Source organism: Mumia sp. zg.B21 (assembly GCF_019550855.1).
GTDB lineage: Bacteria > Actinomycetota > Actinomycetes > Propionibacteriales > Nocardioidaceae > Mumia.
The window spans coordinates 44,192-61,612 of sequence record NZ_JAHWCJ010000004.1 but is presented as its reverse complement, the minus strand read 5'-3'; the positions used below and the strand labels follow the sequence as shown (position 1 = coordinate 61,612).

Sequence of the window (17,421 nt, the reverse complement as noted above, 5' to 3'; positions counted from 1 at the left end):
GCGACGCGGCTCACCCGGCCGAAGGCGTGATGGTCCGCCGGACGAGAGGAACGCCCGGCCGGTAGGCCAGGTGGACGGCGGACGGAGCGTCCAGCACGACCAGGTCGGCCCGGGCCCCGGGCCGCAGGTGTCCGACGTCGTCGCGGCGAAGCGAGGCCGCGCCGCCGAGCGTGGCGGCCCGGAGTGCCTCGTACGGGGTCATCCCCATCTCGCGGACGGCCAGAGCGATGCAGAAAGGGATCGACGAGGTGAAGCTGCTGCCGGGGTTGCAGTCGCTGGCCAGCGCGACGGTGACACCGGCGTCGAGCAGACGCCGGGCGTCGGGGTAGGGGTGACGGGTGGAGAACTCGACCCCCGGCAGCAGGCCCGCGACTGTGCCAGAGGACGCGAGCGCCTCGACGTCGGCGTCGCTCAGGTAGGTGCAGTGGTCCACCGCCGCCGCACCGAGCTCGCAGGCGAGCCGGACGCCCCGGCCGTGGCCCAGCTGGTTGGCGTGGACGCGCAGCCCGAGTCCCGCCTCGTGCCCGGCCCTCAGGACCGTGCGCGAGGCCTCGGCGTCGAACGCACCCTCCTCGCAGAAGACGTCGATCCACCGTGCGTGCGGGGCACAGGCGTCGAGCATCGGCCCCGTGACGAGGTCGACGTAGGACTCGGTGGTCGTCCCCTCCGGCACCACGTGGGCGCCGAGGTACGTCGTCTCGTCGGTGTGCCGGGCCGCGATCGCCAGGGAGCGCGCCTCGTCGTCGACGGTGAGTCCGTACCCGCTCTTGATCTCGACGGTGGTCGTCCCCTGCCTGCGCATCTCGGCGAGCAGCCTGCGCACCTGCCTGTCGAGCGTGTGGTCGCTGGCCTCGCGGGTGGCCGCGACCGTCGCGCGAATCCCGCCCGCGGTGTACGCCCGACCCGCCATCCGAGCCTCGAACTCCGCAGCCCGGTCGCCGGCGAAGACGAGGTGGCTGTGGGAGTCGACGAACCCGGGGACGACCGTGCCCCCGTCGACGTCCACCACGTCGTCGGCCGGCGGCGCCTCGGCGGCCTCGCCGACCCAGGCGATGCTTCCGTCGTCCACGACGAGCGCGGCGTCACGACGGACCGGGCGGTCGTCGTCCCACGTGACCAGCTCGCCGATGTCGGTCAGCAGGAGGCTGGTCACGCGCGCTCCCAGATCGTGGCGACCGCGCGTCGCATCATCTCCGCCACGTCCGCCTCGTCGTACGGGAGGCTCGTGGGCGGCTCCACGTCCGCCGCGGTCGCGGCCCACAGGGGCTCGGACACACCGGACAGGCGTACGGAGTCGCGCAGCCTGATCGCGTCGGCGTCCGCGAGCTCGGGCGGCAGGCCCAGGGATGCGTAGCCGGTCCGGGTCGCGGCCTCGCCGAGCTCCTCGGCGGTCCACCACCCTCGCCGCCCGCTCACCAGCCGCTGGTGCATCTCCACCGCCCTCGCCTCCGCGAACACGTCGATCACCGTGTTGCTGTCCGAGCCGAGCGTCAGGCGCGCGCCTGCCTCGCGCAACCGCGTCGACGGCCCGACGCCGTCGGCGAGCTCGGCCTCGGTGGTGGGGCAGAGGCAGACGTACGCCTGTGCGTCACCGAGGGCCGCGACGTCGTCGTCGGTGAGATGCGTGGCGTGCACGGCCGTGGTCCGCGGCGACAACACCCCCGCCTCGGCGAGCAGGGCCACCGGGGTACGTCCGGTGGCCGTGACGCAGTCGTCGTTCTCCCGCGGCTGCTCCGAGACGTGCACGTGCAGCGGGGCGTCGGGGAGGGCCTGCGCGACCGTGGCGAGCGCCTCGACGGGCACCGCGCGTACGGAGTGCAGCGCCGTACCGACCACGACGTCGTCCGCACCTGCGTGGCGACGGGCGAGGTCGTCGACCCGCGACGCCCACGCGTCGGCGTCTCCGTCGCAGAAGCGGTGCTGGACTCCCTCGACCGGCACCCCGAACCCGGCCGTGAGATAGCAGGTGTCGAGGAGGCAGATGCGAAGGCCGACGTCGCGAGCGGCGGCGACCACGGCCTCGCCCATCGCGTTCGGGTCGTCGTAGGGGGTGCCGTCAGGGCCGTGGTGGAGGTAGTGGAACTCGCCGACGGCACCGATCCCCGCCAGCCGCATCTCCGCGTAGGTCGCCACGGCGAGGTCGTGGAGGAGGTCGGGGTGGAGCACGGACGCGACGGCGTACATCCGCTCGCGCCATCCCCAGAACGTCGCACCGCCGACCTCGCGACCGCGCAGGGCGCGGTGGAAGACGTGGCTGTGGCAGTTGGCGAGGCCGGGGAAGGTGGTCACGCGAGCTCCCGCACCACGGTCGCCAGGGCGTCGACCCCGGCCGCGCAGTCGGCGTCGTCGGCGTGCTCGTCCGGCGAGTGCGAGACGCCGGTGGGGTTGCGCACGAAGAGCATGGCGGTGGGGACCACGCGGCTCAGTACGCCCGCGTCGTGGCCGGCGCCCGTCGGCAACGACGGCGCCGCGAGCACCGCGGCGAGCCTCTCGCGCAGCGCCGTGTCGAACCCGACCGCGGGGCTCGCGGACTCCACGGTGACCCCCAGTCCCACGCGGGCCTGCGCCGCCGCCGCGCGAGCATCGACGAGGACGGTGTCGATCAGCCGCGCGAGGGCGCCGTCGTCCGGCGCGCGGGCGTCGAGCCAGCCCGACACGCGCGACGGCACGGCGTTGGCCCCGCCCGGCTCGACGACGACCCTTCCGAAGGTCGCCCGCGCCTGGGCGTCGACGGCGCGCGCGGTCGCCGCGACGACGGTGGCGGCGTACGCGGGCATCGGGTCGCGCCGGTCCTCCATCGGGGTGGTCCCGGCATGGTCGGCGCGACCGGAGAAGTCGAGGCGCCAGCGCCCGTGCGGCCAGATCGCCGTCGCCACGCCGACGGCGTCGCCGGAGTGGACCAGCGCGCGGCCCTGCTCGACGTGGAGCTCGACGAAGGCACCGACACGGTCCAGCCACGCGCTGCGGCCGACCCTGCGCGGGTCGCGGCCACGCGCCCTCATCACCTCGGCCAGCGTGCAGCCGTCGACGTCGGTGAGCGCCAGGGCCTTCTCCGGCGCGAGGGTCCCCGCTGCGAGGCGCGAACCGGCGCAGGCGACCCCGAAGCGTGCGCCCTCCTCGTCGGCGAAGCAGGCCACGGCGATCGGCCGCGACGGGACGAAGCCGTCCCGTCGCAGCTGGTCGAGCGCCGCGAAGGAGGACACGACGCCGAGAGGCCCGTCGTACGCGCCGCCGTCGGGCACGGAGTCCAGGTGCGACCCGAGGAGCAGGGCGTCCGCGCCCTCTCCCCCGCTGGCGCCCTCTCCTCCGCTGGCGCCAGCCCCTAACCAGGCGACCTGGTTGCCGTTGCCGTCCTCCTCGCACGCCATGCCGCGCGCCGCCGCCTCGCCGGCGAACCACTCGCGCAGCTCCATGTCCGCGTCGTTCCACGCGAAGCGGCGGTAGCCTCCCGTGCGACGGTCGCGGCCGATGCGCTCGATCGCGGCGAGCATGCTCACCGCCTTCACCCCTCCTCCATCGGGATGCGCACGCCGCGCTCGTGCGCCACCTCGCGCGCCCGGTCGTACCCGGCGTCGACGTGCCGCATCACGCCCGTCCCAGGATCGTTGGTGAGGACGCGTTCGATCTTCTCGGCGGCGAGGCTGGTCCCGTCGGCGACGACGACCTGACCGGCGTGGATCGAGCGCCCGATGCCGACACCGCCCCCGTGGTGCAGCGACACCCAGGTCGCGCCCGAGGCGGTGTTGAGCAGGGCGTTGAGCAGCGGCCAGTCCGCGATCGCGTCCGAGCCGTCGGCCATCGACTCGGTCTCGCGGTACGGAGAAGCGACCGAGCCGGAGTCGAGATGGTCGCGTCCGATCACGACCGGAGCCGTGAGCTCCCCGGAGGCGACCATCTCGTTGAACCGCAGTCCGGCGCGATGACGCTCGCCGTACCCGAGCCAGCAGATCCTGGCCGGCAGCCCCTCGAAGTGCACCTTCTCCCCCGCCCGGGTGATCCAGCGGCGGAGGTGCTCGTCCTCAGGAAAGAGGTCGAGGACCGCGCGGTCGGTCGCGGCGATGTCGGCCGGGTCGCCGGACAGCGCGGCCCACCGGAACGGTCCCTTGCCCTCGCAGAACAACGGGCGGATGTAGGCAGGGACGAAGCCCGGGAAGGCGAACGCACGGTCGTACCCGCCGAGCCTCGCCTCCTCACGGATCGAGTTTCCGTAGTCGAAGACCTCGGCACCGGCGTCCATGAAGCCGACCATGGCCTCGACGTGGCGGGCCATCGATGCGCGGGCGCGGCAGGTGAACTCCTCGGGGTCGCGGTCTTCCAGCGTCCTCCAGTCGGCGACGGAGACCCCCTCGGGGAGATAGCTCAAGGGGTCGTGCGCACTGGTCTGGTCGGTGACCACGTCGATGGCGACACCGCGGGCGAGCAACTCGGGGAACACCGTGGCGGCGTTGCCGACCACCCCGACCGAGAGCGGGAGGCGGTCCTTCTTGGCGGCGAGGACGCGCTCGACCGCCTCGTCGAGGTCACGGGTGTGCTCGTCGAGGTAGCCGTGCTCGACCCGCCGCGCGAGCCGCGACTCGTCCACGTCGACCACGAGCGCCACGCCCTCGTTCATGGTGACCGCGAGGGGCTGGGCGCCTCCCATGCCGCCGCAACCCGCGGTCAGGGTCAGGGTCCCGGCGAGGCTGGGCTGATCGAGCCGGCCGGACGCGTGGAGCGTGCGCGCCACGGCGCCGAACGTCTCGTACGTGCCCTGGAGGATGCCCTGGGTCCCGATGTAGATCCACGAGCCCGCGGTCATCTGGCCGTACATCGTGAGCCCTTCGGCCTCGAGCCGCCGGAACTCCGGCCAGGTCGCCCAGTCACCGACGAGGTTGGAGTTGGCGATGAGGACGCGCGGTGCCCACGCGTGGGTACGGAACACGCCCACGGGCTTGCCGGACTGCACCAGCAGCGTCTCGTCGTCGGCGAGGGTGCGCAGGGCGTCCACGATCGCGTCGTACGCCGCCCAGCTCCGGGCGGCGCGTCCCGTACCGCCGTAGACGACGAGGTCCTCCGGGCGCTCGGCGACGTCGGGGTCGAGGTTGTTCATGAGCATCCGCAGCGGAGCCTCGGTCTGCCACGAGCGGGCGGTGAGGGTGGTCCCTCGGGCCGCCCGTACGGGTGGGTGCGTGCTCATCGTGGTGCCTCCTGTGTCGGTCCCGTCCCCGATGTGTGCACGTCATCAGGGTTTTCGGTACCGGATTCCGTGACCAGCTGCACAAATCGGGGACGGAGCGCGCCGCTGCGTACGAGGGCCACCGCCGCGTCGATCTCGGGGGCGAGGAAGCGGTCGGGACCGGGCCCGGGGACGTGCTCGCGCAGCAGCCCGACCGCGGCGCCGGTCGACGCGGCCGGGGCGAGCGGCGCGCGCAGGTCGAGGCCGCGTGCCGCCACCATGACCTCGATCGCGAGGACGCGCGTGAGGGCGTCCAGCGACCGGCGGAGCTTGCGCGCCGCCGACCACCCCAGCGAGACGTGGTCCTCCTGCATGGCGCTGGACGGGATCGAGTCGACGCTGGCCGGTACGGCGAGGCGCTTGAGCTCGGCGACCAGGGCGGCCTGCGTGTACTGCGCGATCATCGCCCCGGAGTCGACGCCGGGGTCGTCGGCGAGGAAGGGGGGCAGCCCGCGGCTGCGCGCCACGTCGAGGAACCGGTCCGTACGCCGCTCGCTGATGCCCGCGACGTCCGCGACCGCGATCGCCAGGAAGTCGAGGACGTAGGCGAGAGGCGCGCCGTGGAAGTTGCCGTGCGACGAGACCGTCCCGTCCGGCAGCACCGACGGGTTGTCGATCGCCGACGCGAGCTCGCGCTGCGCCACGCTCTCCGCGTGGTCGACGGTGTCACGAGCAGCGCCGTGGACCTGAGGGGTGCAGCGCAACGAGTACGCGTCCTGGACCACGCCGTCGCCGTGCCGGTGGCTCGCCACGATCTCCGAGCCGGCCAACAGCGCTCGGAGGTGCGCTGCCGACGTCGCCTGACCCGGATGCGGCCGCAGGGCCATCAGCTCCTTGGCGAAGACCCGGTCGGTCCCGAGCTGGCCCTCGACGCTCATCGCCGCAGCGAGGTCGGCGGTGTCGAGCAGCATCCGCAGGTCGTGCAGCGCAAGGACGAGCATGCCGAGCATCCCGTCGGTGCCGTTGATGAGGGCGAGGCCCTCCTTCTCGGCGAGGACGACCGGGGTGAGCCCGTGGTCGCGGAGCGCCTCGGCCGCAGGGCGTACGGCACCGTCGCCCGTGCTGCGGTCCACCACCTCGCCCTCTCCCGTGACGGCCAGCGCGCAGTGCGCGAGGGGCGCGAGGTCGCCCGAGCAGCCGAGGCTGCCGTACTCGCGGACGACCGGGGTCAGGTGGGCGTTCAGGAGTGCGGCGTACGCGTCCGCGGTCTCGAGCCGGACACCGGTCCGGCCGGTGGCCATGGTCGAGAGACGCAGGAGCATGAGCGCCCGGACGACCTCGTCCTCGACCCGCGGTCCTGTGCCGGCCGCGTGGGAGCGGATCAGGCTGCGCTGGAGCTGCGTACGCCGGTCGGCCGGGATGTGCCGCGTGGCGAGAGCGCCGAAGCCGGTCGAGACGCCGTAGACCGGCTCGTCGGACGCGGCGAGCGCCTCCACATGGGTACGGGCGGTCTTGATCGCCGTGCGGGCGTCCTCGGACAGCACCGCGCGGGCTCCCTCGCGGGCCACGGCGACGACCTCCCCGGGTGCGAGCGGCCCGGGACCGACGATGACGGTGCGCATGGGTCCATTGCACGGGGCGACGGCAGGCGGCCGCTACGGCGTCACGCACACCGACGTCTCGGATACGAGACACTGGCGAGGTGACTCGTCCGGTCCCGGCCGCCACCGCCACCCTGCGCGTGCTGCGCTTCCTGTCGGGCCAGCCCGTGCCCCTCCCTGCCAGCCGGATCGCCGCCGAGATCGGGCTCCCCCGTTCGTCGGCCTACCATCTGCTCGCCGCGATGGCGGAGGAGGACTTCGTCGTCCACTACCCCGACGACCGCACGTGGGGGCTCGGGATCGGCGCGTGGGAGGTCGGGCTCGCCTTCGCCCAGCAGGAGCCGCTCGCCCGCCTGGCCCGCGTCCCGCTGGCACGGCTGGTCGACGCGCTCGGCCAGTCGGCGCATCTCGCCGTGCTCCACGGGTCGGACGTCCTGTACGTCCTCGAGGAGCGCGCTCGGGGTCGGCCGTCGCTGGTGACCGACGTCGGCGTACGGCTGCCGGCGCACCTGACCGCGTCCGGACGGGCGATCCTCGCGACCCTGGCGCGCCCGCAGGTCCGTGCGCTCTATCCCGACGCGTCGGCGTTCGTCAGCCGTACCGACGTCGGCCCGCGCACGCCGACCCAGCTGCGCAACCTCCTCGGCACGACCCGCCGACGGGGCCACGCCACGGAGGACGGCGAGGTGACGCCAGGGTTTCGGTCCGTCGCCGTCGCGCTCACCGGCCCCTCCGTCCGTGCCGCGGTCGCCGTCACCTGGGAGTCGGCGGCGGAGGTGTCCGACGGCGCGGTCGTCACCGCCGTGCGCGCCACCGCCGACACCCTCGACCGCCGTCTCCACGCACGCTGAGCGACGTCCTACTGGCCCGTGCGGCCGTCGATGCACTCGCGGAGCAGATCGGCGTGGCCGATATGCCTGGCGTACTCCTCGATCATGTGCACCAGCACCTCCCGCAGCGCGATCTCGCCACGCTCGGTGTTGCGCGCGATCACACCGAGATCGTCGGCCGCCTCGACGAACGTCTCCGCGTAGTTGACCTCGTCCTCCCACCGCCGCCACGCGTCGGCCACGACCTCCTCGTCGGCGACCGCACCGTTGAAGTCCGCGTCGCGGTCCTCCGCCGTGCGGTAGTGACGCGGCACGTCCTCACCGGCGAGGACCTGCCGGAACCACGTCCGCTCCACGTCAGCCATGTGCCGGACCAGACCGAGCAGCGACATCGACGACGGGGGGACCGACCGGCGCGCCATCTGCTCGGCGTCGAGCCCCTCACACTTCATCGGCAGCGTCAGCCGGTAGACCCGGAGGTATTCGAGCAACGTCGCCCGCTCGCCGACGGGCAGGGAGTCGCTCTCGCGAGGGTCGTCCTGCCTGTCCATCCACATGTCCGGAGACTGTCGTTGGTTGCTCACCCCGACAGTCTCCACGGTCGACGGCCTACTCGTCGACCCAGTAGCCACGCCCCCCGAACCATCCTCCGTACGAGCCACCGTCGTACGACGAGCTGCCGCGCGATCCGAGATAGCTGTCCACGACCGCGACGCCGAGGTCGTCGAGCTCGGGCGCGACGACTCGCCCGTCGACGCGACGCGCCATCTGCTCGATGAACCTCGCGAGGCCGGGGTCGTCCCCGAGCCGGAAGAACGTCGTCTGGGCCCCGAAGCGGCCGACGTCGTCGAGCGCCTTGACGGTCACCGCCACCGTCCGTGTTGCCGGCGGGTACGAGAAGAAGACCTCGCCGTCCTGCTCCAGGTGCGACGTCGGCTCGCCGTCGGTCACGATCAGCAGCACGGGCTGGGCGTTGGGGTGCTTGCGGAAGTGGCGGCTCGCGAGCATCAGCGCGTGGTGCAGGTTGGTGCCCTTGTCCCACTTGGCGTCGAGCGCGGTGAGCTGGTCGATCTCCATCACCTCGGCGTACGGCCCGAAGCCGACCAGCTGCAGGTGGTCGCCGCGGAACCGGCTCTGGATCAACGTGTGGAGAGCGAGCGCCGTCCGCTTCATCGGCACCCAGCGGCCGTCCATCGCCATCGAGAAGGACGTGTCGACGAGCAGCGCCACCGCCGCCTGCGTCCGCGCCTCGGTCTCGCTGACCTCGACGTCACCGATGTCGAGGCGAACGCCGCCGCGTGGGTCGCGGCCCTCGGACGCCGTCCGGGCGACGGCGTTGGTCACAGTGCGCGTGACGTCCCACGGCTCGGTGTCGCCGAACGCCCACTCGCGCGTCGCCCCCGACATCTCGCCCGCGGCGCCGGCCCGGCGTACGTCGCGGGCACCCTGGCGACCCGACATCCGCTGGGAGACGTCGCGCAGGAGCGACTTCCCGAGCTGACGGATCGCCTTGGGCGACAGCCGCAGAGCGCCGTCGGTCCCCCGCTTGAGGGCGCCGCTGTCACGCAGCGCCCGCTCGAGGTCGGTGAGCGTGCGCGCGTCGACCGCCGCCTCCCCACCGAGGTGCCGCTCCAGCGCATCGAGGTCGATGTCACTCATCCGCGCCCCCGGGTAGGCCTGCGACAGCTGCTCGCCGAGCGCGTCCAGAGCGGCGATCTCCTGCAGGACGCCGGTGCCGTCCCCGAGCCCGAGGCCCTGGTCGCCGCCGAACTCCTCGGAGCCCGACCAGTCCTCGCCGGGCCGTAGCGCCTGGAGGTTGGCGTCGAGCTGCCCGAGCGCCTCCTGGAGGTCGGGGCTGCCGAAGGCGTTCGCTGACAGCGCCATCAGCTCCTCGCGCTGCTCCGCAGTCATCGAGCCGAGCATCCGCTGCGCGGCAGCCGCCCGCGCGGCCAGCGAGTCGATCAGCTCCTCGACCGTCTCCGGGTTCTCCGGGAAGAAGTCGCCGTGGCGCTCCATGAACTCGGCGAACTGGTCGTCGGTGTCCTCACCGCGACGGTGCGCCGCGAGGAGGTCGTTGAGATCGCCGATCATCTGCGCGACCCGGGCGCGGTCCTCGTCGGTCGCGCTCTCGAGCGCCTGCTTCATGCCGGCGAAGTGCTGATCGAGGAGCTCACGACCGAGCAGGTCCTTGATCCGCTCGTAGTCCTCGCGCGCCTGCGTGCTGCGCCACTGGTAGTCCGAGAGCTCCGAGACCGCCGCTGCGGTGGACGGCGGCAGGTCCTGGATCCGCATCTCCGCGAACCGGGCGTCGTCGTCCAGGTCGCGAGCGAGCTGCTTGCGCTCCTCGAGAACCGCACGGTCGAGGAGCTCACGCGCCTCACGCAGCGTGCCGTCGAGGTCGTGGCGGTCGAGGAGGTCACGTCGGCGCTGGGCGACACGTCGCGCCAGGTCGTCGAGCCCGGCCTGACCGTTCGTGCCGCGCCGCAACACCTCGCGCACCGCACGCTCCGGCGACGACCCCGCCATGACGTCCTCACCGATGGCGTCGAGCGCCTCCCCGAGGTCCACCGGGGGCGCCAGCGGGTCTCCGCCGGTGTAACGCCCGTACGAGCTGCCGCGCCTGGTCATCCGTACACCGTCTCGCCTCCGGCGGAGTCCTTCCCGATCCGGCGGGCGAGGAACAGCCCTTCGAGGGCCAGCTCCATCGCGCTCGCCCGCTCTCCGTCGTCGGCCGCCGCCCCCAGGCGATCCATCACCTCGTCGTACAGCTCCGACTCACCGAGGACCGGCAGGCCCGCCAAGACGTCCGAGGCCGCGACCTGCTCACCTGTCATCACGGTCGCACCGGCCGCGAACGCCTCGACCAGGAGGGCGAAGTCGATGCCGCGCAGGCGGTGCCGCACGGTCTCCGCCGTCGCCGTCCGGAGGACGTGGTCCAGGATCTCCCGCTCACGACCCTCCTCGCCGGTCTCGAACTCGATCTTGCCGCCGAGCACGTCGACGGCCGTCTCGAGGTCGACCACGCGGGCGACCGCGGTGGCCTCTCCCTGGATCGTCGCGCGGTGCAGCGCCGACGCCGCGACGGTCTCAGCGCCGGCGATCGAGAACCGGGCCGAGACCCCCGACCGCTGGTCGATGGCGTTCGACTCGCGCAACGACCGGGTGAAACGGGCCAGGATCTCCAGGAGGAAGTCGGGAACCGTCGCGACGAGATGCGCCTCCTGCTTGACGACGGCGATCTCGTCCTCGAGCTCGAGCGGGTAGTGGGTACGGATCTCCGCGCCGAAGCGATCCTTCAAGGGCGTGATGATGCGTCCGCGGTTGGTGTAGTCCTCAGGGTTGGCGGTGGCCAGCACGAGGACGTCGAGCGGCAGGCGCACCACATAGCCGCGGATCTGCACGTCGCGCTCCTCCATCACGTTGAGCATCGCGACCTGGATCCGCTCCGCCAGGTCGGGAAGCTCGTTGATCGCGACGACGCCGCGGTGCGAGCGCGGGACGAGGCCGAAGTGGATGGTCTCCGGGTCGCCGAGCGACCGGCCCTCGGCCACCTTCATGGGGTCGACGTCGCCGATCAGGTCGGCGACGCTCGTGTCGGGGGTCGCGAGCTTCTCGGCGTACCGCTCGTCGCGGTGCCGCCAGGCGACCGGCAGCGCGTCGCCCAGCTCGGCGGCCCGCCGGCGGGAGAGCGGGGTGATGGGGTCGTACGGATGCTCGCCGAGCTCTGACCCGTCGATGACCGGGGTCCACTCGTCGAGCAGGCCGACCAGCGTCCGCAGAAGGCGGGTCTTGCCCTGTCCACGCTCACCGAGCAGGACGACGTCGTGCCCGGCGATGAGCGCGCGCTCGAGCTGAGGGAGCACCGTGTCCTCGAGACCGTGCAGACCGGGCCACGGGTCGCGCCCCTCGCCGAGCGCGGCGAGGAGGTTGTCACGGACCTCCTCGCGGACGGACTTCTGGACGTGGCCGGCGGCGCGCAGCTCACCGACGGTGGAAGGAGAGGCGTTCACGTCTCCACGCTAGTCCGGGACCCCAGGATCCACCGACGACGTTTCGCTGAGCGCAGACGGACGAGGCCCAGCGCGTCAGAGCCGGAGCTCCCCCGTCGCAACCAGGACGACGCCTACCCCGGCCGCTGCGACGAGCACCGCGCAGCACAGGGCCTCGGCACGGGTGAACAGCCGCTGGTGCTGCTCTCGACGCGCCACCACGTAGAGGACCACTCCGGGCGCGTAGACGATGCACGCCATCAGGAGGTACTCGACGCCCGCCGCGTAGAGGAGGAACAGCGCATAGAGCACGGCGAGCACGGCGATCCGCTGCTGCCGTCGCCGGACGGGCTCGTCCTGCGCACCGTAGGTCTCGCGGGTCACCGTGAGCTTGAGCGCGTAGGCGGCCGCCAGGAGGTACGGGATGAGGACGAGCGCGGTGTCGAGCTTGAGCATGAAGCTCAGCGCGTTCTCGATCACCAACGACACGAGCAGCAGCGCCTGGACCGCCAGGTTGGTCACGAGCAGCGCGAGGATCGGCGTCGCGTGCTCGTTGGTGCGGGCGAGGAAGCGTGGCATCACCTGGTCACGGGCCGGCGTGTAGAGGATCTCGGCGCTGATCAGGGTCCAGGCCAGGAAGGCGCCCTGGACCGACACGACGACACCGACGCTGACGAATGTCGCCCCCCAGCCGCCCACGACCGACTCCAGCACGGCGCCCATCGAGGGTTGGCGCGCGTCGGCGAGCTCGCCGCGGGGAAGCACCCCGTACGAGACCATGGTGACGGCCACGAAGATCCCCAGGACGGAGAGAAGACCCGTCACGGTCGCCCGCCCGACATCGCCCCGGCGGCGTGCCAGCCGCGAGTAGACGCTCGCCCCCTCGACCCCGAGGAAGACGAACGTCGTCACCAGCATCGTGCTCTTGACCTGCTCGAAGACCGCACCGGCGGTGTGCGTCCTACCGCCCCAGAGGTTGTCGGCGAAGACCGTGGGATCGAAGGCGAGCGCGACAACCACGACGAAGGTCAGGATGGGCACGAGCTTGGCCGCCGTGACCACCCGGTTGATCACGGCCGCCTGCCGCACGCCTTGCGCGATCAAGGCGTGGAAGACCCACACGACCACCGACGCCACGGCGACGGCCAGCACGGTGGTGCCGTCCCCGAGCGACGGGAAGAACTCTCCGAGGGTCGCCATGGTCAGCACCATGAAGAAGACGTTCCCGGCGACGTTGCTCGCCCAGTAGCCGAACGCGGCATTGAACCCGAGGTAGGAGCCGAACCCGGCCTCGGCATAGCTGTACATGCCGGTGTCGAGGTCGGGCCGCCGGACCGCGAGCGACTGGAACACGAAGGCGAGCATCATCATCCCCGTGCCCGCGATGGTCCACGCGATCACCGCGGCGATCACCCCCGCGGCCGTCCCGAACTCCTGCGGCAGGGTGAAGACCCCGCCCCCCACCATCGAGCCGACGACCAGCCCGGTCAGGGTGAGGACCGAGACCTTCTGCAGCCCGGGAGCGGCCTCGCGCGTCACCATCCCCGCCACCCCGTCAGGCGTCTGGACGGACGAGGGGGAACAGGATCGTGTCTCGGATCGACAGGCCGGTCAGATTCATGACCAGGCGGTCGATCCCCAGGCCCATGCCGCCGGTGGGAGGCATCCCGTACTCGAGGGCTCGCAGGAAGTCCTCGTCGACCTGCATCGCCTCCGGGTCACCGGCGGCCGCGCGCAACGACTGGGCGACGAGCCTCTTCCGCTGGTCGACGGGATCGATGAGCTCCGAGTACGCCGTCCCCTGCTCGGCGGCGAACATCACCAGGTCCCACTTCTCCGCCAGGCGCGGATCGACCCGGTGCTCCCGGGTCAGTGGCGCGTTCTCCTTCGGGAAGTCGGTGTAGAACACCGGCGTGGTCGTCCTGCTCTCGCAGAGCTCCTCGTAGATGTCCTCCAGCACCGGGCCCCAGTGCGCCTCCGGGTCGACGTCGAGCCCGAGCGCCTCGGCGTGGCGCAGCAGTGCTGAGACCGGCGTGTCGGGCGTGATCTCTTCACCGAGCTTCTCCGACACCGCCTCGCAGACCGACTTCGCCGGCCAGTCGCCCGAGAGGTCGATCTCGACCCGCTTCCCGTCCTTGCCCGTGCGCCGTGCCAGCGGCGACCCGTAGACCGCCGTGGCAGCCTCCTGGATCAGCTCCTGGGTCAGGACGCGCATCGTGGTGTAGTCGCCGTAGGTCTCGTAGACCTCGAGCGAGGTGAACTCCGGGTTGTGCTTGAAGTCGACGCCCTCGTTGCGGAACTGCCGTCCGACCTCGAAGACCTTCTCCATGCCGCCGACCAGGAGCCGCTTGAGATGGAGCTCGGTCGCGATCCGGAGATAGAGGTCGAGGTCGTAGGCGTTCAGGTGCGTCTCGAACGGTCGCGCGTTGGCCCCACCGTGCACCAGCTCCAGGACCGGCGTCTCGACCTCGACGAAACCACGAGCCTGCAACGAGTCACGGACGCTGCGCACGATCGTCGACCGGGTGTAGGCGAGGTCTCGTGCCGCCGGCCGCACGATCAGGTCGACGTAGCGGTTCCGTACCCGGGCCTCGGGGTCGGTGAGGCCCTTGTACTTGTCCGGGAGCGGACGCAGCGCCTTGCTCGTGATGAGAAGGTCCTCCGCCCGCACCGACAGCTCCCCACGCCGCGTGGTGACGACCCTGCCGGTGACGCTGACCTGGTCGCCGAGGTCGATCTCATGACGCCAGAGGTCGTACGTCGGCGCCGGGACCTCCGAGGCGTCGACCATCACCTGCAGGTCGCCGCTCCCGTCGCGCAGCGTCGCGAACCCCAGCCCGCCGAGCTTGCGCTTGAGGAGCACCCGGCCGGTGACGGAGACGTGGAGACCCGTCTCCGTGTCGGGCGGCAGGGTCCCGGCCTCCTCCACGACCTGCGCCAGCGTGTGCGTGCGGGGAGCGACCACGGGATAGGGGTCGATCCCCTTCGCGCGCAGACGGTCGAGCTTCGCTCGCCGTACGCGCATCTGCTCGGGGAGGCGCTCGGTCGACAAGGCCTCGGCGACCGGGTCGGGCTCCGGCGGCATCAGCGCGAGGACGGCGGCCGCGTGGGACTCGCCGGCGGTGTCGAACGCGTCGTCATCGTCGCTGCGGCGGAGCAACCGCGACAGCGACGGGCGGATGAGGAACCCCTCTGCGCTCCCCGCCGCGGTCCCGACGCGCGGCAGGTCCGAGGCGTACTCGAAGCACATGTAGCGCGGCTGCCAGGACGGTTGGTACTTGGCGTTCGACCGGTAGAGCGACTCGAGCTGCCACCGGTGGCTGGCGATCAGCAGCGCCTGTCGCCAGAGCCGGGCGACCGGCCCCGCTCCGATCTGGGCTCCGCGCTCGAAGGCCTCACGGAACATCGCGAAGTTCAGTGAGACCCGGCCCGCGCTGAACTCGACGGCGTGCTCGGCGAGCGAGGTCACCATGAGCTCGACCAGCCCGTTCTCGGCCGACGGGTCGCGGCGCATCAGGTCGAGCGACAGCCCGCCACGCCCCCAGGGCACGAAGCTGAGGAAGCCGCGCAGCGCTCCGTCGGCGTCCTCCGCCCGGACCAGGAGGCAGTGGCCGTCCAGCGGGTCCCCGAGGCGCCCGAGCGCCATCGAGAAGCCTCGCTCGTCACCGCCGTCGCCACGCCAGTCGGCAGCGACCCGCTCGAGCGCGGCGAAGTCGTCGGGCGTCAGGCTGGAGTGCCGGACGATCGTCGCGGTGTAGCCGTGCCGCTGGATCCGGCCCACCGACTGGCGTACGTCCTTCATCCCCGGACCGTTGAGCGAGAACGACTGCAGGTCGACCACCGCCTCGTCGCCGATGTCGAGCGCGATGAGACCGGCCTTCGCGTACGCCGCGGCGCCCTTCTCCCCCGCGCCCATGACGGCGAGCGAGAGTCCGCTCGCACGCGCCGCGTCGCGCCACCGGGCGATGGCGGCGTCCCACCGAGCAGGGTCCCCGACGGGATTGCCGCTCGCCAGGCTGACCGAGCCGACTCCCCGGTACGACACGCCGGCACTGGCGTCGGCGGCCTTCTCGGTGTCCCAGACGACTGCCTTGTCGCGTCGGGTGGCGAAGTAGCCCAGCGAGTCCTCGTCGCCGTAGTCGCGCAGCAACGTCCGCACCCGGGCCTCGTCGGCGACGTCGAGCACACGGCTGGACCGAGGCGGCCGGAACAGCAGCTGGACGGAGAGCAGCACCACCGCGGCACCGGTGAGGCCGACGAGGGCGCGGAGCCAGAGCGGCGCAGACACCGTCGACTCGCCTGCGACCCGGCCGACGTCAGCCAGCATGCCGTTCCAGACGTACTGGACGGCATCCTCGAAGGTCGGCGCCTCGCCGACTCGGAAGACGAGGGCCGCTCCACCGAGGACGACCACCGCACCCCCGACGAGGAGGCATCCGGCGGCGAGACTCACGCTGCCGGGCACCCGGCGCGCGGTGAACTGCGGCCGGGCCACCCACGCGACCACGATGGCGGCGGCGGTGATGGCGATGCCTCCGACCACGGGGACGCTCGGACCGTCGTCGACGAGCGTCACGACGCGGCCGATCTCGGGCACCAGGAGCCACCACACGACCACGAACCACCAGGCTGCGCGCAGCCGACGGCGGAGGGCCACCGCCGTCACGACGAGCAGCGCGGCATAGACGATGCTCGGCACGATCGGGATCGTCAGCAGCGACACGGGGTCGTTGTCCTCCGAGAAGTAGCGTCGCCACGAAGGGACGACCGAGGCGATCAGCACGACCGTCGCGAACCCGAACATCACCGCGGCGAAGACGTCGGGCCACCGGTCGTCGCGCGGGCGGTGGAGGACGGCGATCGAGCGCCTCTCCCGTTCGTCGGCGGCGGCCGTGCCGCGACGTTGTCCGACGCGGCTCATGCGGACGCTCCTTCCTTCGGGTGCACGCCACGGTCGTCCGCCGAGACGTCACCGTGGCGAGCAAGACCGACGGCACCGGCGACGGCGAGCGTGAACCCGACGACGGCGGCCCACTCCCACCCCGGACGTGTCTGGTCGCCGAGCAGCACGACGCCGACCACGGCAGGCGCGACGGTCTCACCGACGACCAGCGGGCCGGTGGCCTGGGTGACGGTGCCGCGCTGGAGTGCGGTCGAGTAGGTCAGCATGGCGATCGCGCCGGCGACCACCAGCGCGTACGCAGCGGGCTCGAGCAGGAGGAGCCGCAGGTCCCCCGGCAGATCCTCGAGCGTCACGGTCTCGGGCAGCATGCGTGCGGCCACCGAGGTCGCGCCGTACTCCAGACCGGCGACCGCGCCGAGCCCCACCGCCCCCGCGGGTCCGGCGAGACGTGCGAGCGGCACCGCGACGACCCCGAGCGCGACCGCCGCGACGAGCACACCCCACCGCTCGACGTCGCTCACGTCGACGCTGCGGTCTTCGGTCGCCGAGAGCCCGACCAGGACGAGCCCTCCGAGGACGACGACGAGCGCCACCTTGTCGGTGCGGTTCAGCGGCATGTGCAGCACGATCGCGCCCAGGACAGCGGTGACCGCGAGGAAGCTGGCGACGATCGACTGGACCACGAAGAGCGGGAGCGACAGGACGGCGACCAGCGAGAGCAGCCACCCGAGCCCGTCGAGCCCGACGCCGAGGAGATAGCGCCAGGACCTGGCGAGGCGTAGGAGGAGCCGAGGGTCGAGCCCTGCAGCGGCCTCCGTACGGCGCGCCGCGAGCGCCTGCAGCACCGAGGCAACGCCGTAGCAGGCCGACGCACCGAATGCCCCCAGAAGGCCCCATATCACCCCGTGAAGGTAGCGGACTTCACGGGCGGCGGCACGGTTCC

At 72.3% G+C, this 17,421-nt stretch carries 12 protein-coding genes; 1 reads left to right on the top strand and 11 read right to left on the bottom strand.

All coding sequences use genetic code 11. The annotated features are described in order from the left end of the window. Positions 1-10 precede the first annotated feature (10 nt). From hutI to hutH, 5 genes are read right to left on the bottom strand one after another with little or no spacing between them, the layout of a single operon-like run. Positions 11-1,153 carry an imidazolonepropionase gene (hutI, locus tag KV100_RS15455; protein WP_220344006.1) on the bottom strand — a complete coding sequence of 381 codons (1,143 nt, stop codon included), beginning with the start codon at positions 1,151-1,153 and terminating at the stop codon, positions 11-13. Continuing rightward, on the bottom strand, positions 1,150-2,289 hold the full coding sequence (locus KV100_RS15450; RefSeq protein WP_308291459.1) for a formimidoylglutamate deiminase: 1,140 nt from the start codon (positions 2,287-2,289) through the stop codon (positions 1,150-1,152). The genes hutI and KV100_RS15450 overlap by 4 nt, the downstream gene beginning before the upstream one ends. Beyond that, positions 2,286-3,491 (bottom strand): allantoate amidohydrolase, encoded by a 1,206-nt coding sequence (locus KV100_RS15445; protein WP_220344697.1) that lies wholly within the window; start codon positions 3,489-3,491, stop codon positions 2,286-2,288. The genes KV100_RS15450 and KV100_RS15445 overlap by 4 nt, the downstream gene beginning before the upstream one ends. A gap of 11 nt (positions 3,492-3,502) precedes the next feature. Beyond that, a complete protein-coding gene (hutU, locus tag KV100_RS15440; protein ID WP_220344005.1) occupies positions 3,503-5,176 on the bottom strand; it encodes a urocanate hydratase in 1,674 nt (557 codons plus the stop codon). Then, entirely contained in the window at positions 5,173-6,777 is a 1,605-nt protein-coding gene (hutH, locus tag KV100_RS15435; RefSeq protein WP_220344004.1) for a histidine ammonia-lyase, read from the bottom strand. Before hutH ends, hutU begins: the two co-directional genes overlap by 4 nt. A gap of 80 nt (positions 6,778-6,857) precedes the next feature. Here hutH and KV100_RS15430 point away from each other — a divergent pair, with 80 nt between their 5' ends. Further along, the gene (locus KV100_RS15430; protein ID WP_220344003.1) at positions 6,858-7,607 is read left to right on the top strand and encodes an IclR family transcriptional regulator; all 750 of its coding nucleotides are present in this window, start codon (positions 6,858-6,860) and stop codon (positions 7,605-7,607) included. A gap of 8 nt (positions 7,608-7,615) precedes the next feature. Here the strand turns inward: KV100_RS15430 and KV100_RS15425 are convergent, their stop codons facing one another. The 6 genes from KV100_RS15425 to KV100_RS15400 form a co-directional block, all read right to left on the bottom strand. After that, complete coding sequence (locus KV100_RS15425; RefSeq protein WP_308290323.1) at positions 7,616-8,170, bottom strand: DinB family protein; 555 nt, start codon at positions 8,168-8,170, stop codon at positions 7,616-7,618. Positions 8,171-8,195: 25 nt separating this feature from the next. Further along, positions 8,196-10,214 (bottom strand): VWA domain-containing protein, encoded by a 2,019-nt coding sequence (locus KV100_RS15420; RefSeq protein WP_220344002.1) that lies wholly within the window; start codon positions 10,212-10,214, stop codon positions 8,196-8,198. Beyond that, the gene (locus tag KV100_RS15415) at positions 10,211-11,596 is read right to left on the bottom strand and encodes an AAA family ATPase (protein WP_220344001.1); all 1,386 of its coding nucleotides are present in this window, start codon (positions 11,594-11,596) and stop codon (positions 10,211-10,213) included. Before KV100_RS15415 ends, KV100_RS15420 begins: the two co-directional genes overlap by 4 nt. A gap of 75 nt (positions 11,597-11,671) precedes the next feature. Further along, positions 11,672-13,117 (bottom strand): basic amino acid/polyamine antiporter, encoded by a 1,446-nt coding sequence (locus KV100_RS15410; RefSeq protein ID WP_220344000.1) that lies wholly within the window; start codon positions 13,115-13,117, stop codon positions 11,672-11,674. 13 nt (positions 13,118-13,130) lie between these two features. Further along, positions 13,131-16,496, bottom strand: coding sequence for a bifunctional lysylphosphatidylglycerol synthetase/lysine--tRNA ligase LysX (gene lysX, locus KV100_RS15405; protein WP_220343999.1), 3,366 nt, complete (start codon positions 16,494-16,496; stop codon positions 13,131-13,133). Then, on the bottom strand, positions 16,493-17,380 hold the full coding sequence (locus KV100_RS15400; protein ID WP_220343998.1) for a hypothetical protein: 888 nt from the start codon (positions 17,378-17,380) through the stop codon (positions 16,493-16,495). The genes lysX and KV100_RS15400 overlap by 4 nt, the downstream gene beginning before the upstream one ends. Positions 17,381-17,421 lie beyond the last annotated feature (41 nt).

What these genes read in the sequence shown, in the direction of transcription:
- KV100_RS15420 (WP_220344002.1), bottom strand. Translation starts at nt 10,214, where the DNA reads ATGACCAGGCGCGGCAGCTCGTACGGGCGTTACACCGGCGGAGACCCG.
- lysX (WP_220343999.1), bottom strand. Translation starts at nt 16,496, where the DNA reads ATGAGCCGCGTCGGACAACGTCGCGGCACGGCCGCCGCCGACGAACGG.
- hutU (WP_220344005.1), bottom strand. Translation starts at nt 5,176, where the DNA reads ATGAGCACGCACCCACCCGTACGGGCGGCCCGAGGGACCACCCTCACC.
- KV100_RS15445 (WP_220344697.1), bottom strand. Translation starts at nt 3,491, where the DNA reads ATGCTCGCCGCGATCGAGCGCATCGGCCGCGACCGTCGCACGGGAGGC.
- hutH (WP_220344004.1), bottom strand. Translation starts at nt 6,777, where the DNA reads ATGCGCACCGTCATCGTCGGTCCCGGGCCGCTCGCACCCGGGGAGGTC.
- KV100_RS15410 (WP_220344000.1), bottom strand. Translation starts at nt 13,117, where the DNA reads ATGGTGACGCGCGAGGCCGCTCCCGGGCTGCAGAAGGTCTCGGTCCTC.